The organism is Aestuariivita boseongensis (assembly GCF_001262635.1).
Taxonomy (GTDB): domain Bacteria; phylum Pseudomonadota; class Alphaproteobacteria; order Rhodobacterales; family Rhodobacteraceae; genus Aestuariivita; species Aestuariivita boseongensis.
Map to the genome: position 1 here is coordinate 1 of NZ_JXYH01000029.1, position 18,899 is coordinate 18,899.

Consider the following 18,899-nt stretch of genomic DNA (forward strand, 5'->3'; position numbering starts at 1 on the left):
GCGGATTGACGGCGGCAGGCCAGTCGCGGGCGGGCTCCGACCAGGCGGCAGCCAGGGGTTTGGCGGTTTTTTCGGGGATATGGCTGGAGGCCGGGTGCAGGCGGGTGATCGCCTCCAGCCCCACGCGCGCGCCCAGCCGGCCGATCAGATCATCCACCGCATCCGTGGCGGCAAGCCGTTCGCTGACGGCGCGCCCGGCATCGCGGTGGCCGGTGGTGGTGCGGACGTGAAGCGGTTCGGTCTCTGTCGCCTCCAGCCGCAGCATGTCGATGCCGAAGCCTGCGTCGATCTCGCCCAGTTTCATCGCCAGAAGCGACTTGATCCGGTGCGGGTCGCGCCCCGGACGGGCCAGGCCCAGCGTCACCACCTCTGCCGCCTGATCGGTGCGATGCGCCTCGAGCCTGAGCGTGCGCGCACCGCGCCCCTGCGCCTCCAGCTTGTCACACAGCCGGGGCAGCATCCGGTCAAGCGCGGCGAGGATATCGGCCTCAAGCCCGACGGGTTCGGGCAGGGTCAAACGCAGGGCAAAGTGATACGGGGGCCGGGCGGGAGAGACGGGTTCGGGCGCGCTGCCCATGGCCTGATCCAGACGCAGCACCAGCCCCTTGCCAAAGCGGCGGGCAAGGCCCGCACGGGGCTGGCCCAGCAGATCGCCGATGCGGCGCAGGCCCAGCCGGCCAAGCTGCGCGGTGATCTCATCTTCAAGGCGCAGCGCCGCCACCGGCAGGGGGCTGAGCGCGGAATAGGTCTGCCCCGGCGGCGCAATGGAGGCGGTGGAGGTGGTGGCCAGTTGTACCTCGGGCGCGGTGCCGCCTTTGGTCCAGTGCCTGCGCCGCGCGGCGCGGGAGCGGGTGGCGCGCGCCTCCTGATCAATCGCATCGCCTGAGCGGTCCGCGCCCGGCGCACGGCCCGCGTAACGCGCCAGCGCCCAGGCCGCGCCCAGCGTATCGGCAATGCCCATCCGCACGCTCAGCCCCAGATCGGCGCAATCGGTCTGCACCACGGAACAGAGCCCCGCCTCTCCCCCGAACAGATGCGCGCATCCGGTCAGATCGACGATCAGCCCATCGGGCGCCTCTTCCGCCACCCAGGGGGAAAACTTGCCCGCCCAGCGGCGCAGGGCGGCGAGAAACTGCACCTCAGCCGGGGCGTTGCGGGATTTGGTCAGAAGCGTGCCGCACATGGCATGGGCGTCGCGCAGGGGCTGGCCGGGATAAAGCCCCGCCGCCTCTGCCGCCGCATTGAGAGACGAGATGACCTGGGCGTTATGCTCTTCCGTCACCACGGCCAGCGGCGTGCCATCCGCGGCGAAACCGACACGCATCAGCCGTTCCGCGCCAAGGCGCGGAAACCACAGCGACAAGACACGGCGTTTCGGCATGAGATCGGCAGGCAGCTAAATGTTCACTCTTTGTTCTGATTTAGCCCTGCGCGGATCATGAGTCGAGTCCGGCAGACAAAAGGCCCAAGAAAATTCGAATTTTCTTGGGCCCCTGAATGGATCTTTCCGCGGGTTACTCGGTAACGGTCTGCAGACCGACCGGCTGGCCCACCACCACGAAATGCAGGTTTTCGGGCTGCATCACCCGTTTGGCCACACGCGCGACATCTTCCAATGTCACCGCGTTCACCTTGTCGTTGCGGGTGTCGATGTAATCCACGCCCAGCCCCTGCATCTGCATGCCGGTCATGATGCTGGCGATCTGGCCATGGCCGTCAAAGCGCAGCGGATAGGCCCCGGTGAGATAGGTCTTGGCGGCCTGCAGCTCTTCGGCGGTCACGCCCTCTTCGGCCATGCGCGCCCATTCGGCCTTGATCACCTCGACCGCTTCGGCCACGCGTTCATTAGCCGAGGCTACAGAGCCCATATAGACCGAGGCCAGATCCTTCGGCAGAAGATAGGAATAGACGCCATAGGTCAGCCCGCGTTTCTCGCGCACCTCGCTCATCAGGCGGCTTTCGAAGCCGCCGCCACCCAGAATGTGGTTCATCACGAACGCGGGGAAGAAATCTTCGTCATCGCGGTCGATCCCCGGCTGCCCGAACAGCGCCACCGATTGCGGCGTGTCATAAGGCACCACGGTCACACCGCCATTCAGCGTCACGGTGGCCCGGCCCGGAATGGGTGTCCCGGTTTCCGGCAGGTCGGCCAGAAGATCGTCCAGCAATGCGCCCAACTCTTCGGCGGTGATATCGCCCACCGCACCCACGTAGAGCCGGTCGCGCGCCAAGGCGCCTTTGTGGGCGGCCACCAGATCATCCCGTGTCAGGCCCGAGACACTGTCGATCGTGCCCTTGCCCGGGCGGGCATAGGGGTGATCGCCATAGGCCAGTTCGCGGAACGTCCTGCCCGCGATGTCATTGGGGTCACGCGCATCCGACCGCAGGCCGGAGAGCACCTGCTGGCGCACCCGTTCAATCGCGTCCTCGTCAAAGCGCGGCTGGGTCAGGGCCAGTTTCAGAAGCGCCACGGCGTCCTCGCGGTTTTCGGTCAGGAACCGGGCCGAGATCGACACGTCATCGTCACTGCTGTCAAAACTGATCGAGGCCGCCAGACCCTCAAGCGACCGGGCGAAGGCGCGGGCATCCAGATCGCCTGCCCCTTCTTCCAGAAGCCCTACCATCAGGTTGGTGGCGCCCAGCGCATCTTCGGAATCCAGGGATGTGCCACCGCGAAAGCGCAGCTCAAGCGCCATGAAGGGGATCGAATGATCTTCGACCAGCCACGCCTCGATCCCGCCGGGGGTTTCGATTTCCTTCACATCCACCCCGGCCCAGGCCGGCAGCGCAAGGCAGAACGCGATCAGGCTCGCGAAGATCCGGGTCATTGCAGAACCTCCTCTGCCTGCATCAGCCAGCCGGTGACGGATGTCTCACGTTTCAACACCGCGCGGGCGGCTTCGATGATGTCTTCGGCGGTAACCTCTTGCAGGATCGCGGGCCAGGCCTGCACGTCCTCGACGGTCAGGCCGCTGGTCAGCGCCCGGCCATAGCGGCTGGCGATGCCTTCGGCATTGTCGCGCGCATAGATTTCCGAGGCGCGCAGTTGCATCTTGATCCGCTCCAGCTGATCGGGGTCGACGCCGTCTTCGATGAACTGGGCCAGGGCCTCGTCCATGGCGTCTTCGGCCTCTTGCAGGCTGACGCCGGGGGCAGGCACCACGATCAGATCGAAGGTCGTGTCATCCAGCGCCATGCCGCTGTAGAACGCACCGGCATAGACCACCGTTTGCGTGTCGAACTGAAGCTTCTCGGCCAGATAGGACGTTGTCCCGCCACCCAGGATTTCCGCCAGGAAGGTCAGCGCGGCCGCCTTTTCCTGCGCACCGCTGTCGCGTTCCGGTGCGATATAGGAGCGGCTGACATAAGGTTGCGCCACGCGCGGATCTTTGAAGATCACGCGGCGTTCGGCAGTTTGCGGCGGCTCTTGTGAGCGGAAGCGCTCAGGCAGGGCAGGGTTGGCCGGAATGACGCCGTAATACTGCTCGGCCAGGCGACGCACCTCGTCGGGGTCGACATCGCCAGCGACGATCAGGATCGCATTGTTGGGCGCGTAATGGGTTTCATAGAAGGACAGCGCGTCGTCCATATCCAGCGCTTCCATTTCGTGACGCCAGCCGATGATCGGCACCCCGTACCGGTGGTTCAGAAATTGCGCTGCGTTGATCTGCTCGGAGAACAGGGCACGCGGATTGTTTTCCACGCGCTGATTGCGTTCTTCCAGAATGACCTGACGTTCGGTGACGATATCGCGTTCGGTCAGGCGGATATTGACCATGCGGTCGGATTCCATCTGCATCATCAGCTCAAGCCGGTCGGCCGCCACCCGCTGGAAATAGCCGGTGTAGTCCCAGCTGGTAAATGCGTTGTCGCGCCCGCCATTCGCGGCCACGGTCGCCGACAATTCACCGGATTCCAGCGTTTCGGTCGCTTTGAACAGAAGATGTTCCAGGAAATGCGCGACGCCAGACGATCCAATCGGTTCATCCGCCGATCCGGCGCGGTACCAGACCATATGCTGGACCACGGGCACGCGGTTGTCTTCGATGACAACCACTTCCATCCCGTTGTCCAGTTCGAAACTGGTGACGGCGTCATCTATGGTTTGGGCATGCGCTGCGGCGCTGCCAAGAACAAGGCCAAGCGTGATGGCACGCAACATGGGCGGTCCTCCTTCAGGTTGCCATGCAACCTACGCCGCCCTCACGCCCATTCAAGAAGTCTTGGCGGAAATGTGAGCGGTTACTGGAATTCCGGGGGGTTTGTCGGCGTTGGAATACCGCTTTGCCGCGCACGGCGTTCGGCCGCGAAGGAATCGAGCCGTTGCGGACGATACACCTGGTTGTAGCGATCCGTGCGGAACAGCTGGATCGAGGTCAGGCGGCCACGGCGCTTGCGGAACTGTTCATCCTCGGCCGATGTCGTCTCGCGAATGTTCTCGGGCACGCCGTTGCGGCTGGCATAGCTGACCAGCACTGCGTCCGAGGATGGCACGCCCTGATCGACCAGTGCCGACGGGCGTCCGCCAAGGGCCGCGATCGCATCGGCCTTGGGCTGCGGATCGGTCAGGTTCGCGCCGCCCGGCGTGGGTTCGGGCAATTCGCTGAAATTCGAAGGCGGCTGCAGAGGTTTGGAGGGCAGGATCAGAAATTCGTCCGGCCCCGCGCCAGTGCTGCGCAGATCCCGCAGCCCCTGGTTCGAGCATCCGGCGACGGCAAGCACCGCCACAACAATCGCAATTCGGGACAATGTCATTGTCACCCTCCAGACCGTTCGGAGCGCCGGTCAACACACGTCACCAGCACCCTCACGACGCCTTCTTACCGCGCGCACGGCCCTCGAACAAGATCAGACCTATGGCGCCGGCAAAGATGAAGATATCGGCGATGTTGAAAACAAACGGATTGTCGATGCCGCAGCAGGACATGTTCAGGAAATCCACGACAAAGCCATAGGCGATGCGATCCACCACATTGCCAAGCGCGCCCCCGATCAGCATGCCCGCCGAAACCAGCATCAGCATGTTGCCTTCGAAGCGCCGGATCCACCAGGACACACCGACCACCACAAGGATCGAGAACCCGACAAGAACCCAGCGCAGAACGTCCGGGGCGTCGCCGAAAAGGCCGAAATTGATGCCCCGGTTTTCGCCATAGCGAAAGCGCAGCAAAGGCGGCAGCACGTCGATCGACCGGACCTGGCTGAGCGCGAGGACATGCAGCATCACGTATTTGCTGGCCTGATCGACCAGGAACACCCAGAACGTTGTCCAGAAGACGGGCCGCATCCCCTGCCCCTTAATGCCGGAAATGGCGCATGCCGGTCAGCACCATGGCAAGCCCCGCCTCATCAGCGGCGGCGATCACTTCATCATCGCGCATCGACCCGCCGGGCTGGATCACGGCCGTTGCACCTGCGGCGGCGGCCTCCATCAGACCGTCGGCGAAGGGGAAGAACGCGTCGGACGCCACGGCAGACCCTTGGGTCAAGGGCGCGGGCAGGCTCAGCGCCTCGGCCATGCGTTTGGCTTTCTTGGCAGCGATCAGGGCGCTGTCCAGGCGGCTCATCTGTCCGGCGCCCACGCCCACGGTGGCCCCATCCTTCACGTAAACGATGGCGTTGGATTTCACGTGTTTCGCGATGATCCAGGCAAAGCGCAGATCGGCCATTTCGGCCTCGGTCGGGGCGCGTTTGGTCACGACTTTCATATCCGCCGGATCGACCCAGCCGGTGTCCTTGTCCTGCACCAGAAGACCGCCCGCGACCTGCTTGAACGCCATGCCGGGCGCGCGTGGATCGGCCATGCCGCCCGTGGTCAGAAGACGCAGGTTCTTCTTCTCTTCAAAAATACGGATGGCGTCTTCGTCTGCCCCGGGCGCGATCACCACTTCGGTAAAGATCCCGGTGATCTCCCGCGCAGTCTCTGCGTCCAGAGACTGGTTCAGCGCCACGATCCCACCGAATGCGCTGGTGCGGTCGCAGTCGAAAGCCTTCTGATAGGCCTCTTTCAACGTAGCGCCCCGTGCCGCACCGCAGGGGTTGGCGTGTTTGATGATCACGCAGGCAGGCCCGTCTTCGGGGGCAAATTCACTGACCAGCTCAAACGCTGCATCGGTGTCGTTGATGTTGTTATAGGACAGCTCTTTGCCCTGGTGCTGGCGGGCGGTGGCCACGCCGGGGCGGGCAGAGCCATCAGTATAAAACGCCGCCTGTTGGTGCGGGTTTTCACCGTAGCGCAGGGTCTGCGCCAGCTGACCGGCAACGACCCGGCGGCGCGGGGCGGTTTCCCCGATGGCGCCAGCCATCCAGGTGGAGACAGCCGCGTCATAGGCCCCGGTGCGGGCATAGGCGGTCTGTGCAAGGCGCTGGCGGAAGGCAAGGGAGGTGGCCCCGTCATTGGCGGCAAGTTCGGCCAGAAGCGGCTCGTAATCCTCTACATCCACAACGACATTCACAAAGGCATGGTTTTTCGCGGCGGCGCGGATCATCGCCGGGCCGCCAATGTCGATGTTTTCGATGCAGGTATCGTAATCCGCGCCCTTGGCCACGGTTTCCTCGAACGGATAAAGGTTTACGACCAGCAGATCGATCGCGCCAATGCCGTGGGTGTCCATCGCGGCCAGGTGTTCGTCATTGTCGCGCAGGGCCAGCAGCCCGCCATGCACCATCGGGTGCAGGGTCTTCACGCGGCCATCCATCATCTCGGGGAAGCCGGTCACATCGGCCACGTCGCGCACGTCAAGCCCCGCATCACGCAGGGTCTTGGCCGACCCGCCGGTGCTGAGCAATTCAACCCCACGCTCGGACAGGGCACGGCCCAGCTCCACAAGGCCTGTTTTATCGGAAACGGAAAGAAGCGCGCGGCGCACGGGGTGAAGATCGGTCATGGATTTAGGCAGCCTTGTCGGTCAGTCGTTGAATTCAAGTTCATCCCGGGAAAGATCGCGCACCCCTATCGCTGTCTCCTGCGCCTTGGCAAGCGACCACCGGACGGAGGTCGCATACTCCATTGCCCGGCCAGAGAGAACGATCTGTTTTGTCGCGCGTGGCTTCAGCCGGCCTTTTTCCAGAAAAACGGACGGCTCAAGGCTGAGTTGCGCGGCGCTGTCATGGCGGAACACCCAGATTTCCCCGCTTTTCAGCGCCATCGAGATGGCCGCGCCGCCCAGATCAACCGTGGCATCCACATCCGGGTGCAAATGGAATCGGACCACATAGGGGATGCCTTTCAGCTTGGTTGCGTCCAGCATCTTGTCGAAGACGCGCTTATCGGCCCCTTCGATCGCCAGAAGCATGTCTTCACCCGCCAGCCCGCGCCCGTCGAATGTCATCTCAAGAATGCGCGCATGGGTCAGGCCATAATGCGCGGCATAGCCGTTATGCCCGCCTTCGAACCGCAGCCCGTCACCGACGGTCGACAACTCGAACGGCACGTCTGTTGGTCCGGACACCAGCGGTTCGGTCAGACTGCCCAAGGGCGCATCGCCCAGCCGCGCGCTGGAGAACCCGTCAAGACACAGCACCGAATGCGATGGCGTCGCCCGCCCGGCCCGGCGCCATTCCAGCCCGAAACTTGCCCCCGATCCGCAATTCACCACCAGCGGCCGGCGCCCCGAGGTCAATTCGAATGAAAGGGTCGAGGCATGGGCGTTCAGCGACGCATCGCCCGCAGGCGGCCTGCTGGCATCAACGATGATACTGGTGCGCCCGCCTGACAGGCGCGCATATCCCATGGACAGGCCGTCTTCGCGCCGCTCCTTGATTTCGGAGGCCGCCAGGGCGTGATCGAGCCGCCCCTCCAGCCCGCGCCCGCCGCCGTGAAACCGGGCAAGCCCGCCATCGGAATGGCGTAGCGCGCGTAAGGTCGGGGCGATCCGCGCAATGGCGGCGGTATGGGCGGGGGGAACCGGCGCTTCCGCCTCCTCCAGCGCCGCCGCCGCCCAGGTCAGCAGCATGAAGACCTCAAGCAGTTCTTCCGGGTTGCGGGTGGGCAGACCGCCTTCGTCGTCAATCTGGCTTTCGCATTCGCGGGCAAGCGCGGTGATGGCCGGGGCGGCCAGCGCCTCTTCGCCTTCAAGGGCAAGGCTGGCATAGATCAGACCTGTCAGCGCCTCGAACCGTGGCAAGCCGGGGGCAGCGCCGCACCAGCGTTTCGACAGGAACCATGTCTGGCGGCCCAGCGACCGGTAGAACGCCTCGCTTTGTTCCTTCTCCACACCGCGCAACACCAAAAGCGCGTGGTTGATCCAGCGGATCACGCGGCGACCCGTCAGGTTCGGTGTCCAGCCGGGGCCGGAGCCGTCATCATGCGCCTCGATCCATTCAAACAGCCATTTCTGGGCCAGGGCGCGGGCGGGCGCATCGCCCACCGCCGCCAGATCATCCAGCCAGGCAAAGCCGTGGATTTCCTCGGCATACGCAATGTCGGGGGGATCAATGGCCCAAAGATCGGCGTTCTGCGCCTCGACCAGATAGCCTGAAAACAACAGGTTGCCCGCCACCAGCTGCCGCCCGCGCGCATAGCTGCCAATGGTCCGCGGTTCGGGTGAGGACACGAACCCACGCGCCGCCTTCTGACGGCGCGACAGCCGTGCATACAGACGGTTTAGAAACCGCGCCCGCTTGTCCGACAGCCGGGATCTGGGTGACATACGCTCTGCCTCATACGCTCTTTGGCGTTTTGTCAGATCATAGCTTCATGGCGCGGGTAAGTCACCGCTGATATTTGCGGGTTACGTCTCTTTGCGCAAAACCGCGATATAGAACCCGTCCATCCCGCCCAGATCGGCCCAGTAATCGGGCCGAAGGCGCAGCCCGCCTTCGGCAGTGATCCAGGCCGGATCAATGCCCGGCCGGTCAAGCGCTGCGCGGTCGATCTGCGCGCCGGGCAGGCGCGGCAAAGCCTCCTCCACCTGAACTTCACCTTCGTCGGGCAGCAGCGAACAGGTGCAATACACCAGCCGTCCGCCGGGCTTCACCAATCCCCAGGCATGATCCAGAAGCTGCGATTGCAGATCGAACAGGGCCATGAAATCCGACCCATCCTTGGCAAAGGGCAGATCGGGATGGCGGCGGATCGTGCCGGTGGCGGAACAGGGGGCGTCCAGCAGAACGGCATCGTATTGACCGGTCTGGTTCAACGCGTCGTCCACCCGCAGATCAGCCGTCAGGCCCGTGCGCGCTAGGTTCTCGCGCACCCGCGCCATGCGCGGTTCTGACGTGTCGACAGCCACAACATCCGCACCGGCGGCGGCCAGTTGCAGCGTCTTGCCACCGGGTGCCGCACACAGGTCGATGATCTTCTCGCCCGGCTGCGGGTCAAGGCACATCACCGGGATCGCCGCGGCAGCGTCCTGCACCCACCATGCGCCGTCCTCATATCCCGGCAGGGTCGAGATCTGGCCTGCATCCCCAAGGCGCACGGATCCGGTGGGCAGGCGTGTGCCGCCCAGCGCTGTGACCAATGCATCGTCGTCGCGGCTCAGGCTCAGATCCACCGGTGCGCCAGCGAAATGCGCCTGCTCCATGGCCATCACGGCCTCGGGCCCCCAGGCTGCCACCAAAGGGTTGCGCAGCCATTTCGGCAGGCGCGGCACACGCAGGGCGCCCCACGCATCCGGCCCCTGATCGGCGATCTTGCGCAGCACGGCATTGACCAGACCTTTGAGCGCGCCATGGCGCTTGTGCCGGGACACGATGGCAACCATGGAGTTGACGACACCATGCGCGGCCTCGCCCTGACACAGCTCGACCGTGCCCACCCGCAGCGCGTTGCGTACCGTCAAGGGCGGGTATTTGCGCAGGTGCTTCTGAAGCAGCCGGTCGGCACGCTCCAACCCGCGCAGGGTCTCCATTGCCAGGCGTTGCGCACGCGCGCGATCCTGCGGTTCAAGCCGGTCCAACGCGCCGGAGGCCAGCAATTCCGACATCAATCGCCCCTCGCCCAGGATCTGGTCCAGCAGGTAAATGGCGCTGCGGCGCGCGGCCTGGCCGGTATCTGTCATCTGTGTTTCTGCCCTGTCCTGCTTGCCCCGATCGGACGCGGGCGTATATCAAGGGCAGACGAACAAAGGAACCCGGCATGAGCGAACAAAACCGCACAGACCTGCCCCCCGCCGCCCAGCGCGCCCTGGCCGAAGCGGAAGAGCGGCGCAAGAAAGCCGAAGCAGAAAAGCCCCTGCCCAAGGAACTGGGCGGGCGCGACGGGCCAGAACCCGTCCGTTATGGCGATTGGGAAAAGAAGGGCCTTGCGATCGACTTTTAAGCCGCGCCCAGCTGCTTCTTCTTGCTAAAAATACGGAAACGCAACCTTCACGCCCCAGGCGCGATTAGGGACAATGCGCCCGGTCAACGCAGACGGAACACCGCCGACTGCCCCGCCCCACGATCAGATGTGAAGCGGATCCGGTCGTTGAACACGCGCACTTCCTGGCAGTTATACCCAAGGTCGGTGCCACCCCAATCCAGATCGCGGCAGAAATAGCCGTCCCGCCAGCTCCAGTTGCCGGTCACAGGCCAGCTGGCCCCCTGCCCGGAAATCTGTCCGGTCGGCGACACTTCAAGCTGCACCAGTGGACGGGTCAGCGTTTTGCCGTTCACAACTTCAACAAACTGGTTTTCATCCGCGATTTTGGCAAAGTCCGCCAAAGCCGGACTGGCCAGAGACGCGAAAATGGCAGTGATCATCGCGACGCGCATCGATCTAGGTTCCCCTGAAACCATGTAAAGATGACTGTGATACGTGCGTTTACCGGAACTGGATTAATTTTCAGAGAAGAATCTGCACATTTTCGCCCGATTTGGGCTGTCAGAGGCCCAAAACGTCCAGCATATCGTATTCTCCGGGCGGTTTTCCCTGCCCCCAAAGCGCCGCTTTCAGTGCGCCGCGGGCAAAAAGGCTGCGGTCGCTGGCCACGTGGCGCAGAATGATTCGCTCACCCGGTCCTGCAAACATCACGTCATGTTCGCCCACGATGTCACCGCCCCGGATGGCCGAAAACCCGATCTGGCCTTTCGCGCGCGCGCCGGTAATCCCATCGCGCCCCCGGTCCGACACATCGGCAAGCGAGATCCCCCGCCCCTCGGCCGCCGCTTCCCCCAGCATCAGCGCGGTGCCTGACGGCGCATCGACCTTCTGGTTATGGTGCGCCTCGATGATTTCGATATCGAAATCATCGTCCAGCGCCTCGGCCACTTTCTTCGTCAGCTGTGTCAGCAGGTTCACGCCAAGGCTCATGTTTCCGGCGCGTACGATCACCGCGTGGCGGGCGGCGGGTTTCAACGTTTCAAGCTCGGCCTCGGTAAATCCAGTCGTCCCAATCACATGCACCAGCCGCGCCTGCGCTGCGAGCTTGGCAAACTCAAGCGTCGCGGCAGGTGCCGTGAAATCCAGCACGCCCTGAGCCTGTGCGAAGGCCTCAAGCGGATCATCCGTCACGGTCACGCCCAGACGCGCGCCGCCCATGGCCACGCCCAGATCCTGACCGACCCAGTCATGGCCCTTCCGTTCCACAGCGCCCACCAGCCGCGCCTTGTCGCTGGCGCGGATCATCTGTGCCAGTTGCTGACCCATCCGGCCCGATGCGCCGGTGACCACAAGTCCGGGAAGCTGTGTCATATTCGTGAAGCTCCTTGAGTGTGTTTTGTCCTCATATCCAAGCCGGGCCGCCTTGGCAAAGGCCCATGCAAGGCGTAAGTGGTGGCCCATGGGCAAGAACAAGTTTCATGACGGGCCAGGTCCGTCCCAAAGGCAGCTTCGGGTGGGCGAGCTGATCCGCCGCACATTGGCCGATGTGCTGGCGCGCGGGGATGTGCATGACCCCGATCTCAACCGCATGTCGATCACCGTGGGCGAGGTGCGCACCTCACCCGACCTGAAGATCGCAACCGCCTATGTCCTGCCGCTGGGCGGGCGCGGCTCGGACGAGGTGCTGAAGCTGCTGGCGCGCAACAAGAGCGAGCTGCGCCGTATCATCGGCAAGAAGCTTGCGCTGAAATACGCCCCCGATCTGCGGTTTCAGCTGGATGAAACCTTTGACCGGATGGATGACACCAGACGCATGCTGTCTCAGGACGTGGTGCGCCGGGACGTGGACGAGTGATCAGGCTTTTTTCTGCGCTGGTGCTGATGACAGTCGCAACCGCGGCGTCCGCACTGGACTGCAAGGAAATGTCCCAGGGCAACAACATCTATGCCCTGTGCGAGGTTGATGCCCGCACCGCCGATATACGTATGTTCCTGAAGGATGCGCAGGACGAACCGCTGGGGCAGTTCGACACGCTGAAGGACATGCTGGAAGGCAAGGGGCTGTCGCTGGTCTTTGGCATGAATGGCGGCATGTATCACGACGACCGCGCGCCTGTGGGTCTGTTCATCGAAAACGGCGTGCAGCACATGCGCCTTGTGCGCGGCGCAAGCCCCGGCAATTTCGGTCTGGTCCCGAACGGTGTCTTCTGCATCCGCGACGACCGCGCCGATGTCATCGAAACCGAAGCCTACGCCGCGGACACACCCGATTGCGATTTCGCCACCCAATCGGGGCCAATGCTGGTCATCGACGGCGAAATTCATCCGAAGTTCCTGCCCGACAGCACCTCGCGCTTTATCCGCAATGGCGTGGGCACCAGCGCAGATGGCAGCCGCGTGGTCTTTGTGATCTCGCGCATCCCGGTGACGTTTCACGAATTCGCCCGGTTTTTCCGCGATGATCTTGGCCTGCCCAATGCGCTGTTTCTGGATGGCAATATCTCACGCATTTATGCGCCGCCCCTGAACCGGGACGACCGGGGCTTTCGTATGGGGCCGATCATCGGCGTGGTTGCCCCTGCCGATTGACCATGACGCCGCCTTGCGTATAACGCGGGCTTTTCACGACGCATCGACAATCGGGGCAAGGCAATGGCACGTAAAGGGCGCGATATCTCGGGCTGGCTGGTGGTGGATAAACCCGCCGGCATGACCTCGACCGCTGTGGTCAACAAGGTCCGTTGGGCGCTGGGTGCCAAGAAGGCGGGCCATGCCGGCACGCTGGACCCCGAAGCGACCGGCGTTCTTGCCGTGGCGCTGGGCGAGGCCACGAAAACCGTGCCCTTCATCACCGACGCGCTGAAAGCCTATGCCTTTACCGTGCGGCTGGGTCAGGCCACCAACACCGACGATGCCGAGGGCGAGGTGATCGCCACTTCGGACACACGCCCCAGCGATGATCAGATCAAAGAGGCACTTGGCCAGTTCGTCGGCGATATCATGCAGGTGCCGCCAAAATTCTCGGCCGTGAAGATCGACGGGCAGCGCGCCTACAAGATGGCCCGCGACGGGGAGGAGGTTGAACTTTCCGCCCGCCCGCTTTGGGTCGAGGAACTGGTGATGACCGACCGGCCCGATCCTGACCATGTCAGCCTTGAGATGACCTGCGGCAAGGGCGGCTATGTCCGGTCGATCGCCCGCGATCTGGGAGAGGCGCTGGGCTGTTACGGCCATGTCACGCGACTGCGCCGCATCTGGTCGGGACCCTTCGACGCGGAAGAAGGCCTGAGCATCGACCAGATCGAAGAGATGGCCCATGACCCCGCGCTTGATGCGCATCTGAAACCGCTGGAAGTGGGGTTGACCGATCTGCCGGAACTGCGCTGCACCCCCGAAGGCGCCACGCGCCTGCGCAACGGCAACCCAGGCATGGTGATCGCCACGGACGTCGAATATGGCGATGAATGCTGGGCGTCGCTTGATGGCAAGGCGGTTGCCGTCGGCATCTACAAGGCCGGGGAACTGCACCCCTCGCGCGTGTTCAATCAGCCGGTCTGAGATAGAACAGCTTTGACACGATGACCCACTGCCCCTCGTGCAGCAAAAGCGTCAGCGTGTCGTCAAAATGCATGCCCAACCAGATATCCTCGACCTGGACCGTGGCCATATCGCCGATGATGGTCATCGAGTTGATCTGAAACCAGGGGTCGGGGTCGGGTGTCTCCACAGCCTTGAGTGTTCCCGCTATGAACGCTTCACGGTGATCCCATTCGAGGCCACCGTCGAAATGCCCGATGCAACAGGCCTTTTCATGCATCGCCTCGCGCAAAAGATCGGCATTCGCGCCGCACATCCCGCGCACATATTTTGCCACAACCTCTGAAATGCGGCCGTATTCCTGTGATCGGTCCATTGCGTCCATCCCTTATCATTGCGACAAGAAGCCTATCACAAATAATGCCGTTCCACTGCCCATGATCACGCGCACCCATACCAAAGGCGACGCGCCCTCGACCGCGATCTATTCCGACTGCGAACGCTATCGTTACAGCCTGACCCGTATCTGGGACCCGGCGGGTCAAAAGGCGCTTTTCGTCATGCTGAACCCGTCGACCGCGACCGAGGTGCAGAACGATCCGACCGTCGAACGCTGCGAGCGGCGGGCGCGGGCACTGGGTTTCGGCGCGTTTCAGGTCACCAACATCTTTGCCTGGCGCGACACCGATCCGCGCAAGATGCGCGCCGCCGCCGATCCGGTGGGCCCCGAAAACGACGCGGCCATTCTGGCGGGCGCGGACTGGGCCGATCAGATCGTCGCGGCCTGGGGCACCCATGGCGCGCATCTGAACCGCGGCCCCGAGGTCGAGGCACTGTTGCGCAAAGCGGGCCACGACCTGTTTCATCTGGGCCTCAGCAAGGCAGGCCATCCCAAGCACCCGCTTTACATTTCCTATACCCAAAGACCCGAACCCTGGCCCACCCAAACGGTCACCAGGTGTTAACCAGATACCCAACTATGCTTTGACCGAAACGGATCTTGCGTGGCACTGAGACTGCCTGCGATTGGGTTTGGTTTGGATAGGGCATCGCATGCTTTGGTTGGCGGGTTTGTTTGGTATGATGGCCGTCGGTGCCGCCGGTATGGCCGGGCTGTTGGAAGCCGATGACGCGGACGATGCACCGGTTAACCCTTCAGCCGCAGCTTCCGAAAGCGAAGCCGCGCCCATTCCGCTGTCAGAGGTTATTGGAACCGACGGCGCGGATACGCTGACTGGCGGCGCTGACGCGGATATCCTGCGCGGGAATGCGGGCGACGACGCGCTGGGTGGATATGGCGGCAATGACGTGCTGCTGGGCGGTGACGGCGCGGACAGCCTTGTGGGGGGCGCGGGCCTTGACACGTTGCAAGGTGATGCGGGCAATGATCACCTTCAGGGCGAAGATGGGCAGGACACCCTTCTTGGCGGCGCGGGCAATGACACCGGGTTCGGCGGCAATGACAACGACCTGCTTCTTGGGCAGGACGGGGATGACCAGATGCACGGCTCGGCCGGCGACGACACGCTGGACGGCGGTGCGGGCGACGATGCCCTGCATGGCGGGCTGGACAATGATGCCCTGCAGGGTGGCGCCGGCGAAGACACGCTGTTCGGCGGCTGGGGCGATGACACCCTGAACGGCGCAGATGATACAGAGACCGATTACCTGAATGGCGGCGGCGGCGACGATGTGATCGCGGCGGGGCAGGGCGATATCGTCACCGGCGGCGACGGGGCGGACGACATTGTGATGGGCGATTGGGGGCTTGGCGGACCTGCGGCCGACATCATGGATTACGACGGGGCGCAGGACCGGCTTGTGCTGATCTGGGACGGCCCCACCGAAGAAAGCCCGGAGATCGAGATCGTTCCCGATCCCGCGCAGCCGGACACGGTCACCCTGTTCCTTGGCGGGGAGGCGTTGGCCACATTGCGTGGCGGCGCAAGCCTTGGCGAAAACGATATCGCCTTGCTGAGCAGTGCGGAGGCAACCGAACTGGGCCTTGTGGCACGCTGACGCCTAACCGCCGCCGCGCCGGCAACAAAGCCTTTGCCATCCGCGAAAATTCCGCCTATACGCCCCCATCCAACCCGGAATCGCCATGCGGCGGGGCCTGGGCGGATCCCTCCAAGGGCCTGTGCTGGACGACATCCCGGCCTGCGCCATCACTCTAACCTGTCAAGGAGACCCCGATGTCGATTACTGCTGAAGAAAAAACACGGCTGATGAAAGAATATGCGACCAAGGACGGCGACACCGGTTCGCCCGAAGTTCAGGTCGCCATTCTGAGCTCGCGCATTGCCACGTTGACCGAGCACTTCAAGACCCACAAGAAAGACAATCACGGCCGCCGCGGCCTGCTGAAAATGGTCGCCCAGCGCCGCAAGCTGCTGGACTATCTGAACGGCAAAGACCCGGCCCGTTATCAGGACCTGATCAAACGTCTGGGCCTGCGCCGCTAAGGCTTTTGTCCGTTTTGCACCCTTTTCGAAGGGGCGATTGACCGTTTTGTACCCCCTGCCCAGCGATGGGCGGGGGGTTTCTTGTTTCAACCGCTGCACGCAACCAGGCCCGCGCCGTGCGGTCAGAGGCCCTGGGACGGATAGGTCTGCGCGCTGATATCGATAATCCAGTCGCGAAACTGCTGGGCGGCGGGCGACATGTCGACATTGCGGGGCACGATCAGGTGATAGGCGAACGAGGTGGGGAAAGCCTGGGCGAATGGGGTCACCAACTGGCCGCTTTCAAGTTCAGACTGCACAGCCCATGAAGCGAATAGCGACACGCCCAGCCCGTTGATGGTGGAGCTGAGTTGGAAATGCCGATCCTCTAGCATCATCTGAGACTGGCTGGACGGCAAATCGAGCCCGTTGGCGGTGAACCACTCCTCCCACATGCGGGTATCGTCCACATGCAGCAGGTTGCACCCTTCCAGATCCGAAGGCGCGTGGATCGGGTGCGCCTTCAGATAGGCGGGGCTGCAGACCACCACCAGCTTTTCCGGCCACAGCTTGGTCACGTCGAAATTCGCCCAGTTGCCCCGTCCCCACTGGATCCCCAGATCGGCAAAGCGTTCCGGGTTGGGCATATGCGCATAGCTGTTGTTGTGGTTCTTGATCGACAATTGCAGGCCCGGTCGCGCCTCAAGCAAACCGCCCAGCCGGGTCGACAGCCAGCGGCTGGCAAACATGGGCAGCAATGCGACCTGCATGGACCCGGCGCGATTGGCCACCAGATCCAGACCTGTGCGGATCGACCCCAAACCGCGCGAGACGTGACCGGCAAGCACGGTTCCGGCTTCGGACAGCTCAAGCCCTGCAGGGCTGCGGCGGAACAGCGTCACACCCAGATCAGCTTCCAATTTTTTGATATGATAACTGACCGAGCTTTGACTGATGTTCAGAGATTTGGCCGCCCGCGTGACATTCTGCACATCCGCAACCTTGTTAAATATCTGGATAGATTTGATATTTCTTATCTCATCAGACATGTCTTTGGAAATTCCATCCTTCCCATACCTGACAGTTGCAATCTAAAAATTAGATAGCAAGAACAAATCATTGTATTTTCGCCCCTCCCCATCGGCAGGCTAGGCTTCAAAAAAACTGCTGAAAACAGCAGACGGGAGGAACACGTGACAACCGCCATTCTTCAGGTGGAGAAGCTGTGCAAATCGTTTGGCGGCGTCCATGCGGTGCGCGATCTGACTTTCCACGTCGCCCCAGGCGAGATCCTGGGCCTGATCGGCCCCAATGGGTCGGGCAAATCAACGACGGTCAACGCGCTTGCGGGCGTCTTTCCCCCGACATCCGGTGAAATTCTTCTGGCGGGCGGGCATATCCAGACCCTGCCGGAATATGAGCGCGTGGCCATGGGCCTGTCGCGGACCTTTCAGACCGCCAGCATCTTTCCCGAATTCACCGTGCGCGAACAGCTGCGCCTGGGCTGCAACGTGACGCTGAAATCGCATCCCCTGTCATCGGTCTTCGGCATCGGCCGCCATCCCGGCGAAGATGAGGCCGTGGAAAGCCGGATCAACGATATTCTGGAACTGACGGGTCTCGCGGAGGTCGCCGAAGACAAGGTCGGCACGATCACCGCCGCGCAGCAACGGTTCCTGATGATCGCGACCACATTGGCGAGCGAACCCAAGATCGTCCTGCTGGACGAGCCCGCCGCCGGTTTGGTCAGCCACGAACGCAAGACGCTGTCCAATCTGATCCGGGCGATCCGCGATACCGGCGTGTCGGTTCTGGTGATCGAACATCACATGGCCCTGATCATGGAGGTTTGCGACCGTATCGTGGTGCTGAATTTCGGATCGAAGATTGCCGAGGGCACGCCCGAGGAAATCCGTAACGACAAGGCGGTGATCGACGCCTATCTGGGGGAGGCGGTCTGATGCTGAAGGTTTCGGATCTGCGTGTCAGCTATGGCCCGATCGAGGTGATCCACGGCATCAGCCTTGAGGTGAAGGAAGGCGAATGCGTGGCCCTGATCGGGGCCAATGGCGCTGGCAAATCCTCGACCCTGAAGGCGATCTGCGGGCTGGTTCCGGCCAAGGCGGGCACGATCAGTTTCGAAGGGCAGGACATCACCAATCAAAGCGGCCATGCCATCGTGCGGGCAGGCATCACCATGTGCCCCGAAGGGCGACAGGTTTTTCCGCAGATGAGCACGGTGCAGAACCTGCGCATGGGGGCCTATGCCCGCAGCGACAATGAACAGGCCAGCGACCTGGAGGACATGATGAACATGTTCCCGATCCTGCGGGAGCGTGCGCATCAGGCCGCGGGCACCCTTTCCGGCGGCGAACAGGAAATGCTGGCCATTGCCCGCGCGCTGATGGCGCGGCCCAAGCTGTGCATTTTCGACGAACCGTCGCTTGGCCTTGCGCCCAAGATCGTCGCCGAGGTGGGTGCCACCATCGAGAGGATCAAGAAGATGGGAAAAACCATCCTGCTGGTTGAACAGAACTCGCTTATGGCGCTGCGCCTCGCGGACCGCGCCTATCTGTTCGAAGCCGGTGAAATCGTGCTGAGCGGCACCGGCGAGGAGCTGCAATCACATCCCGAAGTGGCAAAGGCCTATCTGGGCCACTGACCGGGCTAGT

At 63.1% G+C, this 18,899-nt stretch carries 21 protein-coding genes; 9 read left to right on the forward strand and 12 right to left on the reverse strand.

What is annotated here, in order from left to right; genetic code table 11:
* The 8 genes from TR61_RS12110 to TR61_RS12145 all read right to left on the reverse strand — a co-directional run.
* On the reverse strand, nucleotides 1-1,381 hold a 1,381-nt coding region (locus TR61_RS12110), incomplete at its 3' end, for a Y-family DNA polymerase (protein WP_050930341.1).
* A 133-nt stretch (nucleotides 1,382-1,514) separates the two neighbouring features.
* Nucleotides 1,515-2,828 (reverse strand): M16 family metallopeptidase, encoded by a 1,314-nt coding sequence (locus TR61_RS12115; RefSeq protein ID WP_050930342.1) that lies wholly within the window; start codon nucleotides 2,826-2,828, stop codon nucleotides 1,515-1,517.
* On the reverse strand, nucleotides 2,825-4,162 hold the full coding sequence (locus TR61_RS12120) for a M16 family metallopeptidase (protein WP_050930343.1): 1,338 nt from the start codon (nucleotides 4,160-4,162) through the stop codon (nucleotides 2,825-2,827). The genes TR61_RS12115 and TR61_RS12120 overlap by 4 nt, the downstream gene beginning before the upstream one ends.
* Nucleotides 4,163-4,242: 80 nt before the next feature.
* Nucleotides 4,243-4,755, reverse strand: coding sequence for a DUF3035 domain-containing protein (locus tag TR61_RS12125; protein ID WP_050930344.1), 513 nt, complete (start codon nucleotides 4,753-4,755; stop codon nucleotides 4,243-4,245).
* Between the two features lie 52 nt (nucleotides 4,756-4,807).
* On the reverse strand, nucleotides 4,808-5,287 hold the full coding sequence (gene lspA / locus TR61_RS12130) for a signal peptidase II (protein ID WP_050930345.1): 480 nt from the start codon (nucleotides 5,285-5,287) through the stop codon (nucleotides 4,808-4,810).
* A gap of 10 nt (nucleotides 5,288-5,297) precedes the next feature.
* Nucleotides 5,298-6,887, reverse strand: a complete 1,590-nt coding sequence (gene purH / locus TR61_RS12135; protein WP_050930346.1) for a bifunctional phosphoribosylaminoimidazolecarboxamide formyltransferase/IMP cyclohydrolase — start codon at nucleotides 6,885-6,887, stop codon at nucleotides 5,298-5,300.
* A gap of 21 nt (nucleotides 6,888-6,908) precedes the next feature.
* Nucleotides 6,909-8,651, reverse strand: a complete 1,743-nt coding sequence (locus TR61_RS12140) for a heparinase II/III family protein (RefSeq protein WP_050930347.1) — start codon at nucleotides 8,649-8,651, stop codon at nucleotides 6,909-6,911.
* An 81-nt stretch (nucleotides 8,652-8,732) separates the two neighbouring features.
* Nucleotides 8,733-10,004, reverse strand: coding sequence for an RsmB/NOP family class I SAM-dependent RNA methyltransferase (locus TR61_RS12145; RefSeq protein ID WP_050930348.1), 1,272 nt, complete (start codon nucleotides 10,002-10,004; stop codon nucleotides 8,733-8,735).
* 77 nt (nucleotides 10,005-10,081) lie between these two features.
* On the opposite strand from TR61_RS12145, the gene TR61_RS12150 reads away from it, so the two are divergent.
* A complete protein-coding gene (locus TR61_RS12150; RefSeq protein ID WP_050930349.1) occupies nucleotides 10,082-10,264 on the forward strand; it encodes a DUF1674 domain-containing protein in 183 nt (60 codons plus the stop codon).
* A gap of 83 nt (nucleotides 10,265-10,347) precedes the next feature.
* Here the strand turns inward: TR61_RS12150 and TR61_RS12155 are convergent, their stop codons facing one another.
* Nucleotides 10,348-10,698: a hypothetical protein gene (locus tag TR61_RS12155; protein ID WP_050930350.1), complete on the reverse strand. Its 351-nt coding sequence runs from the start codon at nucleotides 10,696-10,698 to the stop codon at nucleotides 10,348-10,350.
* A gap of 109 nt (nucleotides 10,699-10,807) precedes the next feature.
* Nucleotides 10,808-11,617: a 4-hydroxy-tetrahydrodipicolinate reductase gene (gene dapB, locus TR61_RS12160; RefSeq protein ID WP_050930351.1), complete on the reverse strand. Its 810-nt coding sequence runs from the start codon at nucleotides 11,615-11,617 to the stop codon at nucleotides 10,808-10,810.
* Between the two features lie 88 nt (nucleotides 11,618-11,705).
* Between dapB and rbfA the strand changes: the two genes are divergently transcribed.
* From rbfA to truB, 3 genes are all read left to right on the forward strand, one after another.
* Nucleotides 11,706-12,101, forward strand: a complete 396-nt coding sequence (gene rbfA, locus TR61_RS12165; RefSeq protein WP_050930352.1) for a 30S ribosome-binding factor RbfA — start codon at nucleotides 11,706-11,708, stop codon at nucleotides 12,099-12,101.
* 26 nt (nucleotides 12,102-12,127) lie between these two features.
* Nucleotides 12,128-12,835, forward strand: a complete 708-nt coding sequence (locus TR61_RS12170; protein WP_050930377.1) for a phosphodiester glycosidase family protein — start codon at nucleotides 12,128-12,130, stop codon at nucleotides 12,833-12,835.
* Nucleotides 12,836-12,898: 63 nt separating this feature from the next.
* The gene (gene truB / locus TR61_RS12175; RefSeq protein WP_050930353.1) at nucleotides 12,899-13,804 is read left to right on the forward strand and encodes a tRNA pseudouridine(55) synthase TruB; all 906 of its coding nucleotides are present in this window, start codon (nucleotides 12,899-12,901) and stop codon (nucleotides 13,802-13,804) included.
* On the opposite strand, the gene TR61_RS12180 is transcribed toward truB, so the two are convergent.
* Nucleotides 13,788-14,159: a nuclear transport factor 2 family protein gene (locus TR61_RS12180; RefSeq protein WP_050930354.1), complete on the reverse strand. Its 372-nt coding sequence runs from the start codon at nucleotides 14,157-14,159 to the stop codon at nucleotides 13,788-13,790. The two genes, truB and TR61_RS12180, sit on opposite strands and share 17 nt — an antisense overlap.
* A gap of 61 nt (nucleotides 14,160-14,220) precedes the next feature.
* On the opposite strand from TR61_RS12180, the gene TR61_RS12185 reads away from it, so the two are divergent.
* The 3 genes from TR61_RS12185 to rpsO all read left to right on the forward strand — a co-directional run bounded on the left by TR61_RS12185 (nucleotide 14,221) and on the right by rpsO (nucleotide 16,248).
* A complete protein-coding gene (locus TR61_RS12185) occupies nucleotides 14,221-14,748 on the forward strand; it encodes a DUF1643 domain-containing protein (RefSeq protein ID WP_050930355.1) in 528 nt (175 codons plus the stop codon).
* Nucleotides 14,749-14,836: 88 nt separating this feature from the next.
* On the forward strand, nucleotides 14,837-15,802 hold the full coding sequence (locus TR61_RS12190; protein ID WP_050930356.1) for a calcium-binding protein: 966 nt from the start codon (nucleotides 14,837-14,839) through the stop codon (nucleotides 15,800-15,802).
* Nucleotides 15,803-15,978: 176 nt separating this feature from the next.
* A complete protein-coding gene (gene rpsO, locus TR61_RS12195) occupies nucleotides 15,979-16,248 on the forward strand; it encodes a 30S ribosomal protein S15 (protein WP_050930357.1) in 270 nt (89 codons plus the stop codon).
* Between the two features lie 122 nt (nucleotides 16,249-16,370).
* On the opposite strand, the gene TR61_RS12200 is transcribed toward rpsO, so the two are convergent.
* The gene (locus tag TR61_RS12200) at nucleotides 16,371-17,276 is read right to left on the reverse strand and encodes a LysR substrate-binding domain-containing protein (RefSeq protein ID WP_082181953.1); all 906 of its coding nucleotides are present in this window, start codon (nucleotides 17,274-17,276) and stop codon (nucleotides 16,371-16,373) included.
* Between the two features lie 144 nt (nucleotides 17,277-17,420).
* Between TR61_RS12200 and TR61_RS12205 the strand changes: the two genes are divergently transcribed.
* Together TR61_RS12205 and TR61_RS12210 are read left to right on the forward strand one after the other, a co-directional pair.
* A complete protein-coding gene (locus tag TR61_RS12205) occupies nucleotides 17,421-18,188 on the forward strand; it encodes an ABC transporter ATP-binding protein (RefSeq protein ID WP_050930358.1) in 768 nt (255 codons plus the stop codon).
* Nucleotides 18,188-18,889, forward strand: coding sequence for an ABC transporter ATP-binding protein (locus tag TR61_RS12210; RefSeq protein WP_050930359.1), 702 nt, complete (start codon nucleotides 18,188-18,190; stop codon nucleotides 18,887-18,889). Before TR61_RS12205 ends, TR61_RS12210 begins: the two co-directional genes overlap by 1 nt.
* Nucleotides 18,890-18,899: the final 10 nt, after the last annotated feature.